This window comes from Kribbella sp. NPDC050241, assembly GCF_044459685.1.
In the GTDB taxonomy this organism is placed as follows: Bacteria; Actinomycetota; Actinomycetes; order Propionibacteriales; family Kribbellaceae; genus Kribbella.
In genome coordinates, this window is record NZ_JBITJE010000002.1 from 620,867 (window position 1) to 640,855 (window position 19,989).

The 19,989-nt window shown below is 66.7% G+C and carries 15 protein-coding genes and 1 riboswitch; of the genes, 7 read left to right on the plus strand and 8 right to left on the minus strand.

The features are described 5' to 3' along the window. The first annotated feature begins 142 nt into the window (after nt 1-142). From mobF to ACIBG5_RS10850, 4 genes are all read left to right on the plus strand, one after another. A complete protein-coding gene (gene mobF / locus ACIBG5_RS10835; RefSeq protein WP_396391335.1) occupies nt 143-4,807 on the plus strand; it encodes a MobF family relaxase in 4,665 nt (1,554 codons plus the stop codon). A gap of 319 nt (nt 4,808-5,126) precedes the next feature. Beyond that, on the plus strand, nt 5,127-5,339 hold the full coding sequence (locus ACIBG5_RS10840) for a hypothetical protein (protein ID WP_396391336.1): 213 nt from the start codon (nt 5,127-5,129) through the stop codon (nt 5,337-5,339). Between the two features lie 80 nt (nt 5,340-5,419). Beyond that, nucleotides 5,420-6,967 (plus strand): DNA cytosine methyltransferase, encoded by a 1,548-nt coding sequence (locus ACIBG5_RS10845; protein ID WP_396391337.1) that lies wholly within the window; start codon nt 5,420-5,422, stop codon nt 6,965-6,967. Between the two features lie 167 nt (nt 6,968-7,134). Next, nucleotides 7,135-8,055, plus strand: coding sequence for a bifunctional DNA primase/polymerase (locus ACIBG5_RS10850; RefSeq protein WP_396391338.1), 921 nt, complete (start codon nt 7,135-7,137; stop codon nt 8,053-8,055). A 97-nt stretch (nt 8,056-8,152) separates the two neighbouring features. On the opposite strand, the gene ACIBG5_RS10855 is transcribed toward ACIBG5_RS10850, so the two are convergent. From ACIBG5_RS10855 to ACIBG5_RS10870, 4 genes are all read right to left on the minus strand, one after another. Beyond that, nucleotides 8,153-8,581 carry a hypothetical protein gene (locus ACIBG5_RS10855; protein WP_396391339.1) on the minus strand — a complete coding sequence of 143 codons (429 nt, stop codon included), beginning with the start codon at nt 8,579-8,581 and terminating at the stop codon, nt 8,153-8,155. An 81-nt stretch (nt 8,582-8,662) separates the two neighbouring features. Then, complete coding sequence (locus tag ACIBG5_RS10860; protein ID WP_396391340.1) at nt 8,663-9,214, minus strand: helix-turn-helix domain-containing protein; 552 nt, start codon at nt 9,212-9,214, stop codon at nt 8,663-8,665. Next, nucleotides 9,211-9,957 (minus strand): SOS response-associated peptidase, encoded by a 747-nt coding sequence (locus tag ACIBG5_RS10865; RefSeq protein ID WP_396391341.1) that lies wholly within the window; start codon nt 9,955-9,957, stop codon nt 9,211-9,213. The genes ACIBG5_RS10860 and ACIBG5_RS10865 overlap by 4 nt, the downstream gene beginning before the upstream one ends. Nucleotides 9,958-10,013: 56 nt before the next feature. After that, nucleotides 10,014-10,370 (minus strand): hypothetical protein, encoded by a 357-nt coding sequence (locus ACIBG5_RS10870; RefSeq protein ID WP_396391342.1) that lies wholly within the window; start codon nt 10,368-10,370, stop codon nt 10,014-10,016. A gap of 729 nt (nt 10,371-11,099) precedes the next feature. Between ACIBG5_RS10870 and ACIBG5_RS10875 the strand changes: the two genes are divergently transcribed. Together ACIBG5_RS10875 and ACIBG5_RS10880 are read left to right on the plus strand one after the other, a co-directional pair. Next, nucleotides 11,100-11,657: a hypothetical protein gene (locus tag ACIBG5_RS10875; protein WP_396392034.1), complete on the plus strand. Its 558-nt coding sequence runs from the start codon at nt 11,100-11,102 to the stop codon at nt 11,655-11,657. Between the two features lie 1,152 nt (nt 11,658-12,809). Further along, nucleotides 12,810-13,002, plus strand: a riboswitch (cyclic di-AMP (ydaO/yuaA leader). Further along, nucleotides 13,002-14,042: a hypothetical protein gene (locus ACIBG5_RS10880; RefSeq protein ID WP_396391343.1), complete on the plus strand. Its 1,041-nt coding sequence runs from the start codon at nt 13,002-13,004 to the stop codon at nt 14,040-14,042. Its footprint overlaps the riboswitch before it by 1 nt. 521 nt (nt 14,043-14,563) lie before the next feature. On the opposite strand, the gene ACIBG5_RS10885 is transcribed toward ACIBG5_RS10880, so the two are convergent. Next, complete coding sequence (locus ACIBG5_RS10885) at nt 14,564-15,784, minus strand: 2'-deoxycytidine 5'-triphosphate deaminase (RefSeq protein WP_396391344.1); 1,221 nt, start codon at nt 15,782-15,784, stop codon at nt 14,564-14,566. Nucleotides 15,785-16,642: 858 nt separating this feature from the next. Here ACIBG5_RS10885 and ACIBG5_RS10890 point away from each other — a divergent pair. Beyond that, nucleotides 16,643-17,089: an SIR2 family protein gene (locus ACIBG5_RS10890; RefSeq protein ID WP_396391345.1), complete on the plus strand. Its 447-nt coding sequence runs from the start codon at nt 16,643-16,645 to the stop codon at nt 17,087-17,089. Nucleotides 17,090-17,511: 422 nt separating this feature from the next. On the opposite strand, the gene ACIBG5_RS10895 is transcribed toward ACIBG5_RS10890, so the two are convergent. The 3 genes from ACIBG5_RS10895 to ACIBG5_RS10905 form a co-directional block, all read right to left on the minus strand. Continuing rightward, nucleotides 17,512-18,522, minus strand: a complete 1,011-nt coding sequence (locus ACIBG5_RS10895) for a DUF6602 domain-containing protein (protein ID WP_396391346.1) — start codon at nt 18,520-18,522, stop codon at nt 17,512-17,514. 184 nt (nt 18,523-18,706) lie between these two features. Further along, nucleotides 18,707-19,198 (minus strand): hypothetical protein, encoded by a 492-nt coding sequence (locus tag ACIBG5_RS10900; RefSeq protein WP_396391347.1) that lies wholly within the window; start codon nt 19,196-19,198, stop codon nt 18,707-18,709. Between the two features lie 417 nt (nt 19,199-19,615). Beyond that, nucleotides 19,616-19,945 carry a hypothetical protein gene (locus ACIBG5_RS10905; RefSeq protein WP_396391348.1) on the minus strand — a complete coding sequence of 110 codons (330 nt, stop codon included), beginning with the start codon at nt 19,943-19,945 and terminating at the stop codon, nt 19,616-19,618. Nucleotides 19,946-19,989 lie beyond the last annotated feature (44 nt).

A 19,989-nucleotide genomic window follows, 5' to 3' on the forward strand; every position in this document is an offset into this window, starting at 1 on the left:
AGTCGATGAGCACCAGATCCGCAGTCGATCACCAAGACACCAACGCACCCGCAACGACCAGGAACCAGGCGACGATCCAGCAGCCGCCAGCAGGCAGCAGTAAGACCAAAGAACTCAGATCACACCCAGGCATCACGATCAGATGGAGCCTCGACTCCGCTTCGCGTCGTCGTTTCGGCTTGCCGCCTTCGGCGACGGTTGGCGCTTCCGCGCCGGTGACGGCAGGGGGTGCGGCATGGCGGTGATGAGCATCCACAGCGGCCACCGCGCGGAGTACCTGACCGGCGCGGTCGCGTCCGGCCGGGAGAACTACTACACCGGCGCGGTCGCGGCCGGCGAACCGCCGGGGCGCTGGTTCGGCAAGGGCGCCGAGGCGCTCGGGCTGTCCGGTGAGGTCGAGACCCAGGACATGACTGCGCTGTATGAGCGGTTCATCGACCCGCGCGATGCAGCGTTCCGCGACCCGGCCCGGTGGGACGGGGCCGAGACGCTGGGCCATACCGGGCGGGGGTACAAGACCGAGGATCGGGTGTACGCCGATGCACTGGCCATGGAGCCCGGTGCGGACGCGGAGCGGCGCGCCGAACTGCGTGCACTGGCGGGCAAGTCGGTGCGCAAGAATGTCGCGTTCCATGACGCGACTTTCAGTCCGCAGAAGTCGGTGACGGTGCTGCACACCGCGTTCGAGGCCCAAGAGGTGCAGGCCCGCGGTGCAGCCGAGGCGGCCCGCGGTGCACTGGACGAGGCGCACCGCACCGGTGACCGGGCAGCGGTGCACCGGCACCGCAGTGCGGTGGGCCGGGCCGAGGCCGAGGCGGTGCACTGGGCCGAGCATCGCCAGGCCGTCGAGGACGCGATCTGGGCCGGGAACCATGCCGCGCTGAACTATCTGCAGGACAAGGCCGGCTACACCCGCGTCGGCCACCACGGCGGTGCCGCCGGTCGATGGGCCGACACGCACGACTGGACGATCGCGTCGTTCTTCCAGCACGACTCGCGCGAGCACGACCCGCAACTGCACATTCACAACGCGATCCTCAACCGCGTGCAGGGACCTGACGGCAAGTGGCGAACGATCGACTCCAAGGGTCTGCACCGGGTGCAGCCCGCGGCGGCGGCCGTGGGGGAGCGGGTGATGGAACAGCATCTGATCCGGTCGCTCGGCGTCCAGTTCCAGACCCGTCCCGACGGCAAGTCCCGCGAGATCGTCGGGATTGACCAGGGCGTGATGGACCTGTTCAGCTCCCGCCGCCGCGCGATCACCCAGAAGACCGCCGTACTCGTCCGCGAGTTCGAGACCCAGTTCGGCCGCGATCCGAACAACCTCGAACTCGCCCGGTTGCAGCAGACCGCGACACTGGCGACCCGCAAAGCCAAGTCCCACGACGGCGAGACCGTCGCCGACCGGCTCCAGCGCTGGGATCAGCAGTTGCGCGCCGAGGTCCGCGGGGGACTCGGCACGGTGGCGAACGACGTTCTCGCGTTGCGGCAACGCGAGCTGCTGCCGGGCCGGGTCAACCAGGCCAAGGTGCTCGAGACAGCGCTGGCGGAGGTGCAGTCCAAGCACGCGACGTGGCGTGCAGCGGACCTGACCCGCGCAATCAGCAACGCGCTACCCGACAACCTCGGCAACATGCGGCCCAACAAGATCGCGCAGCTGCTGGACGAGCTGACCGAGCGCGGTATCGCGCTGGCTCAGCCGGTCGATGCCCGGCACTTGGGCCACACCGGCGCGCTACCGGATGAGCTGCGCCGCGCCGACGGATCGTCGGCCTACTCAGCCCCCGGCGCGGCACGGTACGTGACGCCGGATCACCTGCGGGCCGAGCGGCAGCTCGCCAAGGCCGGGTATGCCCGCGGTGCGGTGGCGATGACCGCGGCCGACACAGAGGCTTTCTTGAAGGGTCTGGCCGCGACCGGGCTGGAACTCGGCGACGATCAGGTCGCCGCCGTGCGAGGCATCCTCGCCTCCGCCGCGAAGGTCGAGACCCTGGTCGGCCCGGCCGGCACTGGGAAGTCCCGCGTCGTCGGCGCACTCGCGAGGGCGTGGGAACACCCGGAGCTGTGGGGAGGGCAGCAGCACCGCATGGTCGGGTTGGCCGCGTCCCAGGTCGCCACCGAAGTCCTGGCCGCCGACGGTGTCACCGCACAGAACATCACCCGCTGGCTGACGACCCAGCAACGCCTCACCGACGGCTCCGCCGCCGCCGCCGATCAGGCCTGGGTGCTGCGCGAGGGCGACCTGGTCGTCGTGGACGAGTCGGCCATGGCCAGCACCAGCGATCTGGCCCGCATCCAGGCGCACTGCGACGCCGCGGGCGCGAAGCTGCTGCTGGTCGGTGACCACCGCCAGCTCGCCGCGGTCGGCGCCGGCGGCGGAATGGAACTGGTTGCCGCGGGCGCGCTGACCCACGAACTGACCGAGACCCGCCGCTTCAGCAAGGAGTGGGAGGGTCCCGCGTCGCTGCGGCTGCGCGAGGGCGACGAGTCGGTGCTCGAGGAGTACCACAAGCAAGGCCGCATCCTCGACGGCGGCCACCTCGAAGCCGCACAGCGCTCCGCGGCCGACGCCTGGCTGGCCGACCACCTCAACGGGCTGCACGCGCTGCTGATCGTGGACTCCAACGCCCAGGCGGCCGAACTGTCCGCGCAGCTGCGCGCCCGGCTGGTCGAGTACGGCCAAGTGGACGACGAACGCACCGCCTGGCTCGCGTCCAGCGGCAACCGGGTCGGCGCCGGTGACCTGATCCAGACCCGGCTCAACGCCTGGCACCTCAACGGCTACCGCGGCAATAAGCGCGCCGCGTTCAACCGCGACGAATTCAAGGTGACCGAGGTACTGGAGGACGGCGGGCTGCGGGTCGCGCCGCTGATCCGCGGCACACGTCAACCCGTCCCCGGCGAAACGATGGTGCTGCCGGCGAGCTATGTGCGCGACTGGGTCGCGCTCGGCTACGCCGCCACCGTGCACTCCTCCCAGGGACTGACGGTGGATTCCAGCCACCTGGTCGCCACCCAGAACACGTCGGTGTACGCGCTGTATGTGGCGATGACCCGCGGGCGTGACGCGAACACGGCGCACGTCGTCACTCAGGCGCTGGCGAGCCAAGCCGAGTACGGGGAGACCGGCGCGGCTGCGAAGCACTCGCCCCTGTCGGTGCTGCGGGGCGCGTTCGAGCTGGACGACCCGCAACTGTCGGCGTTGCAGGCCGCGGCCGAATCGGCCGCCGAAGCCGACCGGCTCCGCACGCCCGCTGAACTGCTGGCCGACGGCATTGCACTGGCTACCGCCGGGCGCACCGCCCGGTGGCTGGACGAGCTCACCGATACCGGCTTGCTCACCGCCGATCAGCGAGCCCAACTGGCGATCGAGGACGGCGCCGGAACCCTCGACAACCTGCTGCGCCGAGTCGAGCTGGCCGGGTATGACCCGCGCCAGGTGCTCACCGAGGCGATCCAGCGTCGATCGCTGCACGACGCCCGCAAGATCAGCCACGTTGTCCAGGACCGGATCAAGAACACCACTCATGCCGACCCGGTCGGCGACGCCTTCACTGATCGTCTCCCGCGCATCGAGGACCCGCGCTGGTCGGACTACTTGGCCAGCCTCGCAAGCGCGGCCGACGCCCGCGCCGACCAGCTCGGCGAGCAGGTCGCCGAGACCCAGCCGCAGTGGGCCGTCGAAGCCTTCGACCGTCCGCCCGCCGAACCGGGGGAAGAGCGTGACCGCTGGATACGTCGGGCCGGCACCGTGGCCGCGCACCGCGAGGTTGTCGGTCACGAGGACAACGAAGACGCCCTCGGCCCGGCCCCGAAACCCGGTCAGGTCGAGCAGTACGCCTCGTGGCGAGCCGCCTGGCGCGCGCTCGGCCGGCCTGAGGCCGACCGCGTCGAGACCGAGCTGTCCAACGGGCAGTTGCGGATCAGGGTCCGTGCCCTGGCGCGCGAACAGGCGTGGGCACCGCCCTACGTCGGCGAGGAACTCGCCGGCACCCGTCAGGCCGCCGAACGCGAACGCCGTACCGCCGCCCTGCGCCTGGCCGAAGCCGAGGCCAGCAGCGACGCCGCGACGCGAGACCGACTGCGCACGGAGGCCGAGCAGGCCAAGGCCCTCGCTCAGGCACTCGAAACCCGCGCCGACGAGCTGACGATCGCCGACGAGGCACGGGCGGTCTGGTGGGCGCACACCGCCGAAACCCGCGCCGCCGCCGAACGCGCCGAGGCCGAGCTGGAGGCGCGCGGCCTCGACAACAGCGACGACGGGCCAACTCCCGAGGAATGGCTCGACATCACCGCGAGCGAGCCTGCCGACGACGAGCACCGCGAGGTCACCGACGAGCACGAGCTGACCGACGTCGCCCGCCAGCGAGACGCTGACACCATCGACGCTGTCACCGCCGGCGATGTTTCCGAAGCAGAGATCATGGCCGACGGCAACAACTACAGCAGTAGCGACGCGCTGGCCGAGGAGCAGGCGGCTGTCCGAGAGGGTCAGGCGCCGGCTGACATCCGCGAGGTCGCCGCGGGTGAGAAGCGGATGACGGAGTCGGATACACCGCGGGTTCCGTCGGCGAACGAGACGGCCGAAGCGGTACGCCGCGCACAGCGGGCACTGATTGAGATTCAGCACCGCCGCCATGCCGAAGAAGCCCACGCCGCCGCCGAGGTCGAAACCCGGGTCGAGGAACTCACTCGGTGGCACACCGATGACGCCACCGCCGAACGCACCAGCACCGTATCCGCTACCGATCAGACCGCAGCCGATCACGGGCCAGTGATGGAACTCGGTCGCTACGACGACGAGTAACGAGCAGCCCAGGCTCTCCCGCCCTCGGGGGTGGGAGAGCTTCCCGGCCTCCGGCCGGTACGAAATCCCTTCTGTGGCTGAGGTTGGTGGGCGGCTACCGGACCGGCCCCCTCCACCCGAACCGGTCCCGAAAGTTCTCGCCTGATGGACGGCGGCGCTGCGCTTATTTCCTTGTCCATCAACCGAGAACTTTCGGGACCGGTCCGCGCGGAGCCTCTAGCCGGCCCGGTAGGCGGCAGTAGCCGGCAGGCCCCAAAGGACGGGGCTGCCGCCACACAAGCCCACCAGCGGGCAACGGACCAGTCGCAAGGAGACAACCGTGCAGAACCAGACCAACACCCAACTGCTCACCGAGTCAGATGCCGAAGGCAATGACATGGGGTGGCCGGAGCACCGCGACATCACCCCGGCACCACAGCCGATCCGCAACGGCAAGCTCCTGAGCGTGTGCTCGTGCGGCCGCAAGTTCATCGGCATCGACCCCGACCACGCGGACTGGCAGCTCAACGACCACATGGACAACAACAACTAACCACCGGCTCGGGGAGCGTCGTGGTGAAGGAGCACGCACCCACGGCGCTCCCCGCACCACCTCTGAGAGGAGCTGAACCGATGACGTTGACCGTGACCGATCTGTTCTGCGGTGCCGGTGGATCAAGCACCGGAGCTGTCCAGGTGCCCGGCGTGACCGTCCGGATGGCCGCGAACCACTGGGACCTGGCCGTCGAGACGCACAACAGCAACCACCCGACCACCGACCACGACTGTGCCGACCTGTCCCAGGTCGAGCCGCGCCGCTACCCGCGCACCAACATTCTGTGGGCCTCACCGGAATGCACCAACCACTCCCAGGCCAAGGGCAAGAAGCGCAACGTGGACGCGATGCCGGACCTGTTCGGCGACACCCTGCCGGACGAGGCGGCCGAGCGGTCGCGGGCCACGATGTGGGATGTGGTGCGGTTCGCCGAGCACCACCGCTACGACGCGATCGTCGTGGAGAACGTGGTCGATGCGGCGCTGTGGGTGCTGTGGCCGGCGTGGCGCGCCGGGCTGGACGCGCTCGGCTACTGCGTGCACGTGGTCTACCTGAACAGTATGCATGCGCAGGCCGGTGGCCTTCCGGCGCCGCAGTCACGCGACCGGTTGTACGTCGTGGCACACCTGCGTAAGACGAGCTGCCCGGACCTGAACCGATGGACCCGGCCGAAGGCGTGGTGCGAAGGCTGCGGCCAGCTGGTGCGGGCAATGCAGGCATGGAAGAAGCCTGAACGGACCTGGGGCCGCTACCGCGCTCAGTACGTGTGGCGCTGCCCGAACGTGGCCTGCCGCAACCAGGTCGTGGAGCCGGGCTGGCTTCCGGCGGCGGCTGCGATCGACTGGAGCCTGACCGGGTTACGGATCGGGGACCGGGCTCGGCCGCTGGCCGACAAGACCATGTCCCGCATCCGCGCCGGACTTGCCCGCTACGTGAAGCCTGAGCTGCTGGTTCCGGTCGAGGGCCGCGACGGCAAGACCGCCGCTCCGCTGTCGGAGGCGATGCGCACCATGACGACCCGCAACGAGACCGGCCTGCTGGTCCCGGCGGGCGGCACCTGGAACGAGACCGCGACCACGCTCACCCATGTGATGCGGACCCGGACCACACGCGAGTCCGAGGCGCTGGTGGTGCCGCTGCGCAACAACAACACGACGAAGAAGGCGACCGACCCGTTCGACACGTTCGCTGCCGCAGGCAACCACCACGGCCTGCTGATGCCCTACTACGGCAACGCCACCAGCCGCGCCACGAGCGAGCCGCACGGCACGTTCACCACCCGCGACCGATACGCGCTCGTCATGCGCAACAACAACGGCTCCCGCTCTACCGGTGCAGGAATGTGCACACCTGCCACCGAGACACTGCGAACCCTCACCACCGCAGGACACCAATCGGTGCTAGAGCCGCAGACCATCGCGGTCGAGGACTGCCTGTTCCGGATGCTGGAGCCGCACGAGGTCGCGGCCGGGATGGCCTTCACTAACGGCTACCTGGTCCTGGGCAACAAACGCGAAAAGGTCCGCCAGCTCGGCAACGCCGTCACCCCACCCGCCGCACGCGACCTCATCGCCGCCGTCGCCGAATCCCTTGGACACGACCTCAACGACCTGAACGCCGCCTGACGAGCCGCTGGAAGGCGGCCCGCGCCGCCTTCCAGCACCCAAGGCAAACCAATGCCGAAGGCGATCAACCAGCTACGAGAACCTCACCGTGACCGATGACTCGGACACACGCAAGCCCAGCCAAAGCCCAGCCAAAGAGTGCACCTGAACCGAAAGGAGATTGAACCGTGAACACCACAGCACATCGCAGGGCAAACCGGGGACGAATCGGGTCCCGGACAGCAGGACCCGACCGGCTCGCACGCGCGGCCCACTGGCACGCCGCCCGCGGCCTGACCGTGTTCCCCCTTCGACCAGGATCCAAAGCCCCAGCGATCGAAGACTGGCCACACAACGCAACGACAGACGCCGAGCAGATCACGCGGTGGTGGCGGCAGGCCCCATACAACATCGGCCTCGCTACCGGCCCGTCCCGGCTAGTGGTGATCGACCTAGACCAGCCCAAAGATGGCAGCGAGACCGTACCCGAACCGTGGGCCTCCCGTGGCATCACGTGTGGACGTGACGTCCTCGACCATCTGGCCGCCGACGGCGGACACATCCTGCCCCGGACCTGGACGATCAGCACCCCCAGCAAGGGACAACACCTGTACTACCGCCAACCCGATGGAGCCGAACTCGGGAACACCGCCGGGCGGCTCGGCTGGAAGATCGACACCCGGGGCCGCGGCGGTTACGTCGTCGGCGCCGGATCCGTCATCCAGGGACACCGCTACCGCGCCGACGTGATCCGCCGGCCAGCCACACTCCCCGACTGGATCATCAGCGCACTGACCGCAACCGAGCCGGCGCCCACCGCAACAGCGGCAAGCAGCCCGAGCAGGTTCGGCGCCGCGTACGGGCTGAAGGCGCTCACCGCCCAGCTCGACAAGCTATTAGCCTCCACACCCGGCCAGCGCAACGACGACCTGAACGGATCGGCCTACGCACTTGGCCGCGTCGCAGCCGTCGGCGCGCTCGACGCTCAGACCGTACGAGACGAACTGCTGTCCGCCGCACTGCGGATCGGGCTCGGCCGGCGCGAAGCTCAGCGCACGATCGAGTCGGGCCTGAGCGCCGGGCTCCGACGACCGCGTGGCACGAAGTAAGGGGAACCCCGACAAGACCATGCTCGATGCAGGATCTATGAAGGTCGACCTGGAGTAGACGATCAGAACTAGTGGATGGTTCTTGGCAAGACCCGAGTCATCCTGCTTGGGCGCGCTCTACATCTATCGGTGGCATGCCCGATCGGCGCCACGCCCACATCAGCGTCGCCAGCGCACCGTGAACAAACCCTGGCTCACTAGGAACGCTGTCGGCAATGGTCCGCTCGGCCGCCCGCGTCTCTTCCGCGATCAGCTCCTCATGCGCTTTCGACTGCAACCCGGTCAGTGGGGACGGCCTGAACACCGACAGCGATTGCCCATCCGCACCGCGCACCTGGATGATCACGCCTCCAAGCCACTCGCAGGTCGCACACACTCCGCGCAGGTATGCGTCTTCAGGTTCGCCGGCGGCATTCATCGCATCGTCACGACGCTCGGCCGTCAGCCAGAGCCGCGCGAACTCACGTACCGGTATCCGCAGGTTCCGCTGCGGTATCCGCTCGAAATCCCGGGCAGTCAGCTCCATGCCACACGACGATCCCAGCAGACACCGACAATTTCCACGCCATCTGGGGGCGGCGAGTGCACCCCAGCGGCCGACCGCACACTATGTCGGATGGCGATCTAGCAGGCGTGCCGTGGCTCTGGCACGCAGGTACAGCGCCAGATGGTCCTCGCGAAACCAGTACCGGCCACGTGTGTCACGGTCGCACGGAACTCGATCGGACCTGGCTAACCGTAGAAGAGTGGAGACGCTGCGACCCAGAACCCTGGCCGCGGCGGCGGCGTCTAGTTGCCCGGCCCGATCGTCGGGCGGCGGATGAGACTCGGCGTACCGTTCCACGTCACGCCGGAAGACCGGAAACGTCGCATTGGACGAAGAGCACAGTTCACCAGCGGCGATCAGATCTCGGACCGCCGTCCTCGACCGATCGATGATGCCGGCTGCCTCACCGATCGAGATCGCTGCACCGCGATCGCGCAGCGCCTCCAACGAAGCTCGGGAGTACCTGCGATACCCGGACCCACGCTCGAGCAGGCCCCGACGCGCCATTCGATGAACCGTGCTCTCACTTACGCCGAGAACACGGGCGGCCTCCTGCGCCGAGACCCACTCGGTCTCTCGGAGGTCATAGGCACTGCGATCCTGTGTGGTCAAGACGCCGGGAGCGGGTCGAGAAGGTGCGGGCCGTTGTTGCGGCGGACGTCGTTGACCGCCGTGGACACGGCGTAGATCTCCAGGCCCGTCGGCGGACTCATCAGCGCCTTGACGTCGGCGGGGTCCTTGACCGTGGGATCGAGCCACAGGTCCCAGTCGTCGGGAGCGATCGCCATGGGCATTCGGTCGTGGATGCGGCCGATCTCGTCGGTCGCGGTGGTGGTGATGATCGTGTAGGACCGCAACAGGGAGGCTGGGTCGTCTTCGGGTAGGGACTTGTCCTTCCACACCTCGTACACGCCGGCGAGCGCGAGTGAGGAGCCGTCGATGGGCCGGAACGCAAAGGGCTGTTTGAAGGGCTTGTGGGTCTTCTCGCTGAGCTTGTCGGTCTCGAACCATTCGTAGAACGCATCGACCGGGATCAGGCAGCGTCGGGACTTGAACGCGGCCCGGAACGCTGGCTTCTCGTGGACGGTCTCGCTCCGGGCGTTGACCAACCGGTTCCCGATCCTGGTGTCCTTGGCCCAGAACGGGATCAGGCCCCACTTGAACAGCCGTAGCTGCCGCACCGCGGCGGCGTCCTTGGGTCCGTCAAGTAGGGCTCTCGAGATCACGACCGGGGCGAGCTTGGTCGGCGCGACGTTGTAGTCGGGTCCGTTCGGTTCGTCGGCCTTGTCGTCGTCGATCTGGAACTGTTCGAGCAGGTCAGCTCGGCGGGCTGTTGACGCATAGCGACCACACATGCAACCAGCCTGCCACGCTGCCAGCTCGCGCCCGGTGAGTGTGTGCGGTGGCCGAGCTACCTCCAGAAGTTCTGCTGGATTCCGCAGAACGGCGGCGTGGTGTCGTTCTCGCACAGCTGTACGCGGATGCGGTTGATTCCTCCGACCAGGTTCGGGTCGCCGATCGTGAATGCCGGGAACTCCTGGCGGTCGGCGGAGGTTCGCATCGTCCGGGTCTGGGTGTCGATCTTCGTGGTACCGGCGAAGGCGTCGAAGATGGCGGTCGCCGAATAGTCGACGCCCTCGGGCTTGAAGATGGTGACCGACAGCGTTGCGGTTCGGTTGAGCCAGGTGATAGATCCGGCCGTCCACGTCCCCTCGCAGGAGTCCTGGACACAGGCCTGGAAACTGGTGTCGGTCGCATTGGCGGGCACAGCGTTAAGAGTGGAACCAACGAGCAGAGTGATGGCTGAGGTCAGAGCTAAGACCCACTTGCGCATGGGTAATCCTTCCGGGACGGGCGGAGTGTTCCCTGAGCGATCTTGCCGGGAGCGACTGAACGCTAACCCAGGGTTGTCAGCGGGCGGTAGATGCCGTCTCACCGTTCGCGCTGCCCAGGATCGGCAAGAGACCGCCGGCCGAAGGACCTGCTCGGCGTCGCGTCCCGCGAGAGCCACCACGGCGGTGATCGCGGATCTGGGAGTCTCGGTTTGGCGGCTGAGCCGTCTCCGTACCCATCACCGCCCTGAACTGTCGCTATCGAACATGTGTTCTAATCTAGGCTAATGGGTACCAATCGGCGCTACCCCAGGACGCCGCCTCCCGACGCGCAGCGGCGTCATTGTTGGGTGCTGCGGACGGCGCGCGAGCAGGGCCCTTGGCCCGGGCTGATTCTCGAGTGGCGCCGTACAGCGTCTGGGGACTGGCAGGCGCGCGTTGTGTACGTGCCGAACCCCAGCCGGCCGGAGTCGGTGGAGGCGTGGTTCGCCGCCGCGAACCTACGCCCGCTGGACACAAAGGACTGAGGCGCTCGCAGGCCCTGTGGCCGTTATTGGTGTTCGGTGACGGCCGGGCAGGCTGGCCGCGATGTAAGTTGCCCCGCCCGCCCCCGGCAGAGGCGTGGTCAACTCCGGTTGTGAGTTCAGTCAACTGGCCGGGTCGCGATCGTCCGCGGGAGCGACCGGGCGCGGTTGTGGACCCGCAACCGCAACGACATCAGCGACCGCTTCCCCGACATCGTCGCCGCCGCGGTGCAGCATTTGCCTGCCGGTGTCGTGCTGGACGGCGAACCGGTGATCCTCGGCGCCGACGGCCGCTTGAGCTTCGACGCGCTCCAGCAGCGCCTGGTCACCAGCCCGGCCAAGGCCCGGGCGACGGCGGCCGAGCTCCCCGCCTCCTACGCCGCGTTCGATCTCCTCGGGGTCGGCGGCGTCGATCTGCGGACGCAGCGCTGGACCGTCCGCCGGCGCAGGCTCGAGCAGCTGTCCAAGGACTGGGGGCCGCCGCTTCAGCTGACCCCAGTGACCGATGACCTTGACGAGGCCACGGAGTGGTTCGAACTGCCGCCGGCCGCAATGGGCGTGGGAGGGCTCGTCGTGAAAGGAGCAGCCTCGCGCTACACGCGAGGCCGCCAGGACGCGTGGGTGAAGGTGAAGCACCGCGAGACCCGCGAGGTCATCGTCGGGGAGTCCTCGGACCGATCAGCCGACCCGAAGTCGTGATCGCCGGCCTATACACCAGTGAAGGTGACCTGGTAGTCGCCGGCCGCACGGTCGCGCTCAAACACGGGTAGACCTGGGCCAGCGATCCATGGGTGTGTTGTGTGAAACGAGAGGGGTGACTGTCGCGCCGGTTCATCAGCTCTAGCCCCGCCGGCTGGAGTCCAGGTGCGCCCGCTGCGCAGGTCCACTGAAGGCGCCCATTCCGTTCTGCTGAATCGTCTGCGCTAGCCGCAGACGTCGCCATGCCGTCGTGGCATGCCGCACCACGGCCGAGTCTGAAGGACTTCTAACCACTCGGCGTCGCGGGAGACGCCTCAGCGCCGCTGAGCGCTACCACCACCCGTACTGGGAAGACCGAAGAGCCCACGAGCGCACGGTTGTCACCGACCCGGAACATGATCTGGCTGCCCCGCGGCCGAGGCATCGCCGACCTTGGTCGGCGCGGCGCAACCCCCCGGGTTTCCGTCGCCTCCTGGCCCTCCAGTCTCGCCCGCCGCGACCTTTGCGCAACTTCCGCGCCTGGCGGCGCCGCCCTCGCCGTAGTTCGAGCACGCCGTGACTTGGACGCGATGGACGGATGGTTGCCGCCGGCTGCGATGGCGTTCCTGCGGTCCGGTGCGAAGATGCGGCAACAGTTCCAGCGTTTCCCCGGCGCGGTGGAGTACTCGGTGCGGCTGGACGACCAGCTCGGTTTCGACCTGCGCCGCACCAAGCCGCGGTTGCCGCTGCGGGATGGCCGGAGGGCCAGTCAGGCATGGATTCCACCCGGATCCGGACGGTTAAGTAGCGATTCCAAATCCCTATTTGAATTGGCTATCCATATTCGCAATGGGAACACAGCCGAGTTCTACACACTTCGGGCGCTTCTTCCGGCGCGGCTCACCGCGGGGACTCCCCTTCTGTACCTTCAGTCGGCAGCGGACAGTCCTCTGCGGAGTGCGGGTATCCCTTGCCAGCAAGGGATAAGAGGGCTGCTGCCCCGCTCGTTGTGTGGCGCGCGTCGGCACAACACGACACAACACGACACAACACGGGCAAGCTCGACCGGCGTACCCCGGACTGCATTTCCGGCGCGTCGAGGTATCCCGGCGCAAGTACGTCCGGAATGGGTGTAATCTCGGCTGTTACCTGGACACCTTGTGTCCAACCGCAGGTGTGTCAACGCCGAGTCCTGCCAGGCGCACCCGCTCCCCTCGAACAACCATGGCAGGAGTGGGGGCCCCAGGAAGTTGGGTCCCGACCGTGAGTGGTCGGGACCCTGGGGTGAAGTCCGCGGGAGCGGACCGGGCTATTGACTCTCAGCCCGAACCCGACAGCTAACTTCACAGGCGTCGGGAGACAACCATGCCCAAGAACGAGCGTCGTCAGGAGACGACGCCCACGTTGCTGCCGGCCGGGAGCCAGCCGGCAGGACAGTTAGCGCGCCGCCCCTGGAGGGCACTACTGCCCTTCTGGTGGTTCGCGCTCAATGGAGTAAGTGCGGTGCTCACCGGCGTCGGCTGGTGGACGCAGGTCAGAGCGCCAGGCGCCCAGGGCGATGTGGGCGTGTTGTTCGTTCACACCACCCGGGAGACCTTCCTGACCTACCTCGGCCTCGCCGCCGTGGTAGCTGGGGCCGTGCTGAACGTGGCCGCGCAGTGGGTGCAGTATCGGACCTCGGCCGCCGAGATCTCTCACCAAGAGCAGGAGCTTGCCGATCGAGAGGATCGGCTCGCGGACCGTGAGCGCAAGATCGGTCGCCAGCAGGCGGAGCTGGCGGACGCGCTGCGACTGATCGCCCGCAAGAACGAGCAGCTCGAGGAACAGATGTTGCTCTCCAAGGTCGTCTTGCGGCCTCTCATCGGAACGTTGATCAGCCTCGGTGGCCTCGACCCGATGACGCTCCCGGACGACCAGAAGAGCCGGCCGGCCCAGCTGTACGGGCAGGCTCTGGTGACGATGCAATCGGGCATCGTCGAGTACCTCGGTGGGAGCGTCTCCGATGTCCGCGTCATCTACTGGGCGGTCGAGGGTCGCGCGCCCCACCGGCTACTCCGAGCCGTCGACAAGCGCGGTGAGCGCAAGAAGCCGGCCCTGGTCATGCGGGAGGGCGACGGGGCCCGCGGTGACGAGGCGTTCCGAGCGCTTGACGGGCAGCAGCCCCGGATCTGGCATCTGGGCGAGGCTGGCGCGCCGTACGCATGGACCAAGCGGAAGATGTGGAAGGCGTTCGCCGCGCTTCATGTTTCTGGCGAGGAGGGGGACGTTTTCGGCATGGTGACCATCGACAGCCCCGACCCCGAGGCGATCACCGAAGATCATGTGCGCACCGCGCAGGTGATCGCGGATGCTTTTGCTGCCGTCTGTGCGAACTACACAAGGTTCTCTGACTACCCGACGGGCTAGTCTTCGGCCTTCCGGGGCGCCTTGCTGGTTGCGGGCCGAGGTCTACGGGCCTCGGCTTGCACTTCGGCTCGTCCACGCGCGAAGTAGTCGGTCGGGTTCCTGGCTACTTGTTTGGCACGCTCGACGCTGCTGGTGTCCTTGACGACCTTCACGATTTGTCCCCCACTCGGTCGGGTATAGACAGACTTACATGTCAGGCAGCTCAGCAACAGGCCAGTGGGGTGTGTGCATATACACAGACGCAACGAGCAGGGGTTCGGTCAGCTATCCCCGAACGTGATCGTTGCCGAGCTGTGACCTCTCCTGCACGATCTACGCGACGCGAGCAGCGACGGCAAGCGTCGCGCGCCAACCGCCCCTGGCTCAGTCCTCAACGGGCGGATTGATCACCCAGGTGTAGACATCTAGCCGCGGGTCGTACTCGCATACGTAAAAGATGTCGTTTGCCTCGTCATGCTCAAATTTGCCCAGATCCTCTGGTCCCCGGCAAGCGTCCGGGTCGGGAAGTTGCGGCACAGAACTCATCCCTCGCCGGCGAACTCAAGCTGTTCAGACTCCGGAACGGTCCCGTGGTCCGACGCAGCGGGGGCAGGCGGGATCTCGCCTCTCTCTATCCTGAAGTGCTTGCCGAGCGTCTCGGTCTGTCCTTGGTAGTTCGATCCCAAGCCGCCTTCGCCGTACAGCATGGTCGGCGGCTCTTGCATTCGCTCGAAGGTCAGCTTGCAGACGGGTTGCCGATGTTCGATCATGAAGGCGACATCGTGGGCGCGGACTTCCAGCGCAGCGGTCGACCCGGCTGCACGCTGTTCGGCGTTGTATCCAAAGCCCGGGTCGAAGAACCCTGCGTAGTGAGTCCGTAGCTCGCCGCTCGTGGGGTCATACGCGGCCATCTCTGCGGCCAAGTGAGGTGGGATGGTGACTTCCTCGTGCGACATGAGCAGGTAAAAACTGTTCGGTTGCAAGACGATGCGGTCCCCCTCTTCGCGGGTCACCTTGTCCCAGAACAGGTGCGGGTCGGACGCGCCGGATCTGCTCAGGTCAAGCAACGGAGCACTGCCCCGCGCCCGCCATCCGACGCCCCTGCCTTTGGGGCCACGCAGATTCAGGCCCAAGAACAGACCTGAGGACAGCTGCAGTTTTGTCGGGCCTACCGGCTTCCCATTGACAGACAGCAACGGACTCTTAGCGTGTTCCTTCCGGATGTCCGTGTCGGAGAGTGCCGATTCGCCGACGGACAGGCGCAGTTGGTTGAGGGTGAGCCCGCGTCGAACTCTGATCGGAAAAGAGAGAGGAACAACTTCCAGATAGAGCCGGCCGGCATAGCCCGTCCGGATGTCATCGAAGCGGGGACCGTGATCTGTGATCACGCGAGTGAACACATCGGCACGCCCGGTCGAACTCTTCGGGTTCGCTCGTGCTCGCATCCGATTCGGTAGATGAAGCCGCTCCATGAGCGGGATGACGTACGGGAGACCGACCTCGAGCACCGCGCCGTCCGGGTCAGTGAGATCAAGTTGGTACTTGCCCAACTCGCGCAGTCGATCCTCCACCTTGTGTTGTCCGGGAAGGAAGCTGCACTGGATCCGGTGCGCCACATCGCCAAGGCGTAGGTCGAGGCTCGCGGGCTGGATGTTGGCGGCCGGGATCTCCTCGTCGGATGCACTGATGATGCCTTCCGAGATCGCCTTCTCAAGGTGCTGATTTGGCAGCACGCCATCCTTGTCCGGGAATAGGTCTACCATGACGCCCAGTCTCCTCCTCCGTGGTTCGTCGGAGTCTAGCGACACGGCGTGAGCATGGTCCCGACGGAGCGAGGATGCAGGCTCGGTAGCGCCGCCGGCCCGCCTAGTGGAACAGGCTGACATCACGCGGGTTACCGGCTGCCGCGGAACGGCTTCCAGCGCTGGTCACGATGCGACCCGCGCGGAACTTGCCGTGCCGGCCGAGTCCCAGATCCCTTCTCCCAGCCCGTAACCGTCTGCTCAACGGCCTGCTGCTGCGTCGCGGTGTGTCAGTCCGTATTCCATCGCGGGCTCTCATCAAGTCTTGGGGCAGGGCCGTAGCCTCGCGGGTCCAGGGCGCTTGCACTGCCAAACTGGCTGGGTGACTTGGTATGAAGATCCTTCCCAACGCAGGTCTGGTCGAGCGGCTTCGCGAGCTCTTGGCTGACCCAGGACGTCTGCTCGTGTTCCTGGGCGCCGGTCTCTCCTTCGGCGCAGCCAGGCTGCAAGGCCGTGCGCGGTTCGACTACGACCGTCCTCAGCGCGCGTGGTGGCCGGACCAACCTCGCCTCGTCGACGACGACGGACTACCACTGCCCTCATGGCCATGGCTGGTTAGCCGCATGTACGACGAGTTGGCTGGGATGACTTCGGAGGATGAGCGTGGCGCCCTGTGGGGGTTCTTCGCGGAGGAGCGCCCGCTCGACTGTGCTCAGTTGTTCCGTCAAACCGTTGGCGAAGCGAACTATCGCGAGTTTCTAGAACGTCAGTTCGACGCCGGACGCCACGGCTTCGTGAACGTCACTCCTGGCCACCGAGCCCTCGTGGCGATGCGGCTCCGACGACTGTTCACCACCAACTACGACGAGCTGATCGAGTTTGCCTACCGGCAGGCTGGGCGAGACCTTACGCGTCAGCGTCACCGAGGCCCAGTTCACGGCTCACCGCCGAACCGACGACGCGCATCTTGTGAAGCTGCACGGTGCCATCGGCCAGCCCGACACGATCGTCCTGACCGGGTCCGACTACGCGCGCGCCCGAGCCGAGCGGCGCGCAATGATGGACAACCTGCGAAACGAGCTCGCCGGCGGCGGCTTCCTCTTCGTTGAATTCAGCCTCAGCGACCCGAACTTCAACACTATCCATGATGACTTGAGGCTCGTGCACGGGATGAACATGCCAGCCTCCTACACGGTGCAGGGGAGACGAAACTCCATCAAGGAGCGCTACCTCCGCTCCCTCGATGTGAACACCGTCTGGCTCGACGGCTGGAATCAGCTTCCCGACTTTCTGACCCGCATCAATCCGCGCTCGGAGGAAATCTAGGCAAGGGTCACTCCACTTCTCATGAGCTCCCATCCTCACCGGTAGACCGACGGGGTGTTTCCTCAGGACGATCGGAACTCCCTGCACTCCAAGACCCGTCGGTACCAGTTCAGACAGGTTGTCAGATCTTAGTCCGCCGCCTCGGGCTTCAGGTCTTGCGGGCCATCCAGCCAGCGCCCTGACCCGTGTCGGTAGGCCAAGCCGCCTTCGCGGGCCAAGGCGCGTTCGTGGTGCCGGTCGTGGTGCGAAGTGGTGTCAACCCATGCGGGGCATGTGGTCGTGGTGCGAACAGGATAAGAGCAAAGTTGCTGGTAGAGGCCAGGTGAGACGGTGTCGTTCCTCCTCATAATGAGAAGGACGTCGATTCGATTCCATCCCGCGGCTCCATCTCGGCCGGTCTCCGCAAAGGAGTCGTGCCGTTGTCAACTGCCCCGCGTCGGTATAACCAGCTTTGCGTGGCCCTCGTCATCCGGAACCACTTGACCGCCCACCGCCTCTACTGCCCGGAGGTCGCCTGCTGTGAGCGGCTGGCCGTCAAGCATCTTCGTAGTGATGCAGGCTGCGGTCGCGGGATCCATTCCAAGCCCCGTCAGCGTCTGCTGCCCAGCGGCCTCAGCGCGCCTGCGGGCAACCTCAGGTGACGTCCCTCGTACCGTGCCGCGCAACTCTGCATGTTCCTCTGGCGCGTAGCGCATCAGGTCGATTGGCCGCCGAGATGCGCCGACTGAGACCACGGTGCTCAAGGCCGTTAGCCACAGGAGAAGCGCGTTAGGCGTAGGGATGTCGAGCAGAGTCGCCAGCTCGGTGGCGACCGGCACAAGTGCGGCAGCACCACCTGAGAGGTCGGCATGAAGGGAGACCCCTCGATCCAGATAGCAGACACTCCCGATCCGATCTTGCAACGCGTGCGACGACAGCAGTTCGTTCAGCTCGGCCGCGTACATGCTGTCGCTCTCGTAGGCGAACAGGCTGTAGTAGACCGGGAGTTCGTTCCACCTCGACCCATAGGCATCGATGGTCTGGACAGCGTGCCCGATGTAGGCGTCACGGCGTAGCTGCATCACACTGTCGCAGTTGGCAACGACGCTGGGTATATCCGCCGCGGTCAGATGCATCTTCACTTCGATCACGGCGACCACCCCTTCGGCGGGAACAACATCCCATCCATCCAGGGCGCTCTCGAAAAGAATCGGAGTGCGTAGTGCGTCGTAGATGATGACGTCTGCTTGTTTACTCAGTCCGCCGTTCGCGTCGACCACGTGACCTGTGGTGATGCCGAGCGAGCCCGGGAGCCGCTGCTTCAAGAACTTGGCCAAGACCTCCTCGGCAGCCCCTCCCTTCAGCCCAGCGTGCTTAGTTGCCAACCTGATCCTGGCCAGGTCCAGCTTCATAATCTGCGCGGCATTCGCCATCAGGTCGGCGAGCTTGACCACTTGGTCTCCTTGCAGGTTTGTATGACCTGGCGCGGCGCCGAGGTCGCCGATGAATCTGTGGGCCCGCGATAGGTCGAGGGTAATCGCTGACGCGCGCAACCACATTCGGCACGGAGGCCCACGTACTTGAGGGGCCGATCCCTACGACAGCCAAGACTGTGAGTTTGAGCCGCTGCCGGCTGTGTCAGTCCGGCGTCTCCGCCGGCCAGGACTGTATGGACTCAAACAGGTTGGCTGGCAGCCGCGCGCCCTCGGCGCGGCGGTCGGCGGCGTCTTCGTGGTCGTGTTCGTTCCAACCGAGTCGTCGCCAGAAGCCGTCGGAGGTCGCGTCCAGCGACAGCGCAACCAGCGGTCCGGGAAATGCCTCCTCGAGCATGGCGACGACGGCCCGCCCGATGCCGCGACCGCTGCGGCGCAGGTCCTCACGTACCTCAAGGAGATCGATCTCGGTCGTCCCACCGACGGGGACGCGTCGGGTGGGGTACGCCACGCCTACGAAGGAGCGCGTTTTGACCTGGGCCCGAGCGACCTCCCCCATTGCTGCGTCCGCGACGCTGCACCAGACAACAGGGCTCTTGGCAGAGCCAACCCACCAGTTGGGGTTGAAACCGGCGGTGTTGCCGAAGGGCTTCTGCACCCACCGGGCGGATTGGGCAGCGGAGTCGATCAGCGTCATTTCGAGGTGCACGGTAGCGATCCTGACATGTGAACTCGCAGCCCGCGACACTCGGGCCTCAGCATCCTCATGTCCCGCTCTGCTGGTCGCCTTGGCCGCTCCAGCCCCGGCAGCGGGATGACATCGGGGACGCTGACTATGCTGATCAGGCTGCGACTCTCACCCCGCGGTTGCCGTCGCCCTCCCGTGACACAGTTCGTGACGCGAACTGGAGTCAAATCGTGCTGGTGGATCTGCCTAGAGGTGCCTGCGGAGACACTGCTGACGCCTAGGGATGGCCAAGTTCATGCCATCGCGCAGGCTTCTAATCCGCAGCACGGGAGCCGGCGAAGGAGGAAAGCCTTCCCGAAGTGCGCGCAATGTCAGGCCCGAGCGGAGTGGACCACTCGGCCGGTCGGCGCTGGCTGACCCCGGGCTCTACTTCGCCGGCAGCCGGGTCGGCAGGACCACGCCAGTTTCCTCGACTGCCTGTTCGAGGGTCAGGCAGTCCGGCGGGTCGCCGCGCAGGCTCCAGTCGAGCTGGAACACGTAGTGGTCGCCCCACCTCTCCAGGCCCGTGGTGATGGTGTCGACCAGTTTCTGCAGCTCTCCGTCGCTGTCCGTGGTGCTCTGTGAGGAGCCTTTCAGCCACCACTCGGCACTCCAGGTCACGTACTCGTCCGGCTCGTACTCGAGCTCGGCGGGATCGCTGACGTAGTCGGCTGGGTCTTCGACGTACCGGTTCAACTCGATCTCGATGGTGCGCATGACTGTGGGCTGTGGCGGTCGCCGGGCCGCTTTGGCTTCGGCAC